General features: G+C 44.5%; 1 protein-coding gene. It reads right to left on the reverse strand.

What is annotated here, in order from left to right; genetic code table 11:
- A partial coding sequence (locus OA79_RS17705) for a beta strand repeat-containing protein (protein WP_156486297.1) occupies positions 1-4,010 on the reverse strand: 4,010 nt, incomplete at its 3' end.
- Positions 4,011-4,033 lie beyond the last annotated feature (23 nt).

A 4,033-nucleotide genomic window follows, 5' to 3' on the forward strand; every position in this document is an offset into this window, starting at 1 on the left:
GAATACATCTTGGCGTTAGCTGAACTGTTGCTCAGTTCGGTGGCATCAATCGTAATGCCTTTACCTGCCAAGGAACCTTGGTTATCCACTTTGTTGGTTTGAATGGTTAAGGTGCCGTCTTGTGCCAGAATCGTCCCCGAGCTGGTGAGGCTCTGACTTTTGATGTCGACCTGATTTAAAGCTTCAATCGTGGAATCTGTGTTGGTCAATTTACCCGAGGATATACCATCACCTGAATCCACTGTTAGCACTGTGTTCGCGTGCAGTAACGCGCCGTCTTTATTCGTGACATCACCGGTGATGTTGAGATCCAGTTTGCCTGTTGAGTAGACTTTACCGTTGACCGTACTGTTGTTTAGTTCGGTGGCATCAATCATGATGCCTTTACCCGCCAAGGTTCCTTGGTTATCCACCTTTTTGGTTTGAATGGTTAAGGCACCGTCTTGTGCTAAGACGGCGCCTGAACTCGCGACATTATCTGCATTGATGTTGATGGTATTTAAAGCTTCAATCGTAGAATTTGTGTTGGTGAGATTGCCCTCGGCATCTAAGGTCATGTTGCTGTCGGCGTGAACCAAAGCACCGTCTGAATTCGTCACGTCGCCTGTGATATTGAGATCCAGTTTGTCTGTTGAATAGACTTTACCGTTAACCGTACTGTTGTTTAGTTCGGTGGCATCAATCGTAATGCCTTTACCCGCCAAAACTCCTTGGTTATCCACTTTGTTGGTTTGAATGGTTAAGGTGCCGTCTTGTGCTAAGACGGTACCTGAACTCGTGACATTCTCTGCATTGATGTCGATAGTATTTAAAGCTTCAATTATGGAATCTATATTGGTCAATTTACCCGAGGAGGTATCATCACCTGAATCCACTGTTAGCACTGTGTTCGCGTGCAGTAACGCGCCGTCTTTATTCAAGACATCGCCAGTGATATTGAGATCGAGTTTATCTGTTGAGTAGACTTTACCGTTAACCGTACTGTTGTTTAGTTCGGTGGCATCAATCGTGATGCCTTTACCCGCCAAGGTTCCTTGGTTATCCACCTTGTTTGTTTGAATGATTAAGGTGCCGTCTTGTGCTAAGACGGTACCTGAACTCGTGACATTATTCGCTTTAATGTCGATGGTGTTTAATGCTTCAATCGTGGAATCTGTGTTAGTGAGATTGCCCTCGGCATCCAAGGTAAGATCAGTATCCGCATGTACCAGAGCGCCATATTCATTGATGATGTTGCCTTGCACATTCAGTGCTATCGCATCGGTGGAATAAATCTTGGCGTTTGCTGAACTGTTGTTCAGTTCGGTGGCATCAATCGTAATGCCTTTACCCGCCAAAACTCCTTGGTTATCCACTTTGTTGGTTTGAATGGTTAAGGTACCGTCTTGTGCTAAGACGGTACCTGAACTCGTGACATTCTCTGCATTGATGTCGATAGTATTTAAAGCTTCAATTGTGGAATCTATATTGGTCAATTTACCCGAGGAGGTATCATCACCTGAATCCACTGTTAGCACTGTGTTCGCGTGCAGTAACGCGCCGTCTTTATTCAAGACATCGCCAGTGATATTGAGATCGAGTTTATCTGTTGAGTAGACTTTACCGTTAACCGTACTGTTGTTTAGTTCGGTGGCATCAATCGTGATGCCTTTACCCGCCAAGGTTCCTTGGTTATCCACCTTGTTTGTTTGAATGATTAAGGTGCCGTCTTGTGCTAAGACGGTACCTGAACTCGTGACATTATTCGCTTTAATGTCGATGGTGTTTAATGCTTCAATCGTGGAATCTGTGTTAGTGAGATTGCCCTCGGCATCCAAGGTAAGATCAGTATCCGCATGTACCAGAGCGCCATATTCATTGATGATGTTGCCTTGCACATTCAGTGCTATCGCATCGGTGGAATAAATCTTGGCGTTTGCTGAACTGTTGTTCAGTTCGGTGGCATCAATCGTAATGCCTTTACCCGCCAAAACTCCTTGGTTATCCACTTTGTTGGTTTGAATGGTTAAGGTACCGTCTTGTGCTAAGACGGTACCTGAACTCGTGACATTCTCTGCATTGATGTCGATAGTATTTAAAGCTTCAATTGTGGAATCTGTGTTGGTCAATTTACCCGAGGAGGTATCATCACCTAAATCCACTGTTAGCGCTGTGTTCGCGTGCAGTAATGCGCCGTCTTTATTCGAGACATCGCCAGTAATGTTGAGATCGAGTTTGTCTGTTGAGTAGACTTTACCGTTAACCGAACTGTTGTTTAGTTCGGTGGCATTAATCGTGATGCCTTTACCCGCCAAAGCACCTTGGTTGGTAACTTGGTTGGTGTCTATTGTTAAACTTCCATCTTGTGCCAGAATCGTCCCTGAGCTGGTGAGGTTCTGACTCTTAATGTCGACCTGATTTAAAGCTTCAATCGTGGAATTTGTGTTGGTGAGGTTGCCCTCAGCATCCAAGGTAAGATCAGTATCCGCATGTACCAGAGCGCCATCTTCATTGATGATGTTACCTTGCACATTCAATGCTATCGCATCGGTGGAATAAATCTTGGCGTTTGCTGAACTGTTGTTCAGTTCGGTGGCATCAATCGTAATGCCTTTACCCGCCAAAACTCCTTGGTTATCCACCTTGTTGGTTTGAATGGTTAAGGTACCGTCTTGGGCTAAGACGGTACCTGAACTCGTGACATTCTCTGCATTGATGTCGATAGTATTTAAAGCTTCAATCTTGGACTCTGTGTTAGTGAGATTACCCTCAGTGTCCAAGGTCAGAGCAGTATCCGCATGAACCAAAGCGCCATCTGTATTTGTGACGTTTCCAGCGATGTTTAAATCAAGCTTATCTGTTGAATAGACTTTACCGTTAACCGTACTGTTGTTTAGTTCGGTGGCATTAATTGAGATGCCTTTAGCTGCCAACGTTCCTTGGTTGGTAACTTGATTAGTGTCTATTGTTAAACTTCCATCTTGTGCCAGAATCGTCCCTGAGCTGGTGAGGTTCTGACTTTTGATGTCGACCTGATTTAAAGCTTCAATCGTGGAATTTGTGTTGGTGAGGCTACTCTCAGCATCTAAGGTCAGATCAGTATCCGCATGCACTAGAGCGCCATCTTCATTAGTGATGTTTCCTTGTACATTCAACGCCATTGCATCCGTTGAATAAATCTTGGCGTTTGCTGAACTGTTGTTCAGTTCGGTGGCATCAATCGTAATGCCTTTACCAGCCAAGGTTCCTTGGTTATCCACCTTGTTGGTTTGAATAGTTAAAGTGCCGTCTTGCGCCAGAATCGTCCCCGAGCTGGTGAGGTTCTGACTCTTGATGTTGACCTGATTTAAAGCTTCAATCGTGGAATCTGTGTTGGTGAGGCTACCCTCAGTATCTAAAGTCAGATCGGAATCTGCATGAACCAAAGCACCATCTGTATTTTTGACGTTTCCAGCGATGTTTAAATCAAGCTTATCTGTTGAATAGACTTTACCGTTAACCGTACTGTTGTTTAGTTCGGTGGCATCAATCGTGATGCCTTTACCCGCCAAAGCACCTTGGTTATCCAGTTGGTTCGTTTGAATGGTTAAGGTACCGTCTTGTGCTAAGACGGTACCTGAACTCGTGACATTCTCTGCATTGATGTCGATAGTATTTAAAGCTTCAATCGTTGAATCTTTGTTGGTGAGGTTGCCCTCAGCATCCAAGTTAAGATCCGAATCCGCATGTACTAGAGCACCGTCTTTATTCGTGACATCGCCAGTAATGTTGAGATCGAGTTTGTCTGTTGAGTAGACTTTACCGTTAACCGAACTGTTGTTTAGTTCGGTGGCATTAATCGTGATACCTTTACCCGCCAAAGCACCTTGGTTGGTAACTTGGTTGGTGTCTATTGTTAAACTTCCATCTTGTGCCAGAATCGTTCCCGAGTTGGTGAGGTTCTGACTTTTGATGTCAACCTGATTTAAAGCTTCAATCGTGGAATCTGTGTTTGTCAATTTACCCGAGGAGGTATCATCACCTGAATCCATTGTTAACTCTGTGTTCGCGTGCA

The sequence above is a fragment of the Marinomonas sp. TW1 genome (assembly GCF_001625355.1).
Lineage (GTDB): Bacteria > Pseudomonadota > Gammaproteobacteria > Pseudomonadales > Marinomonadaceae > Marinomonas.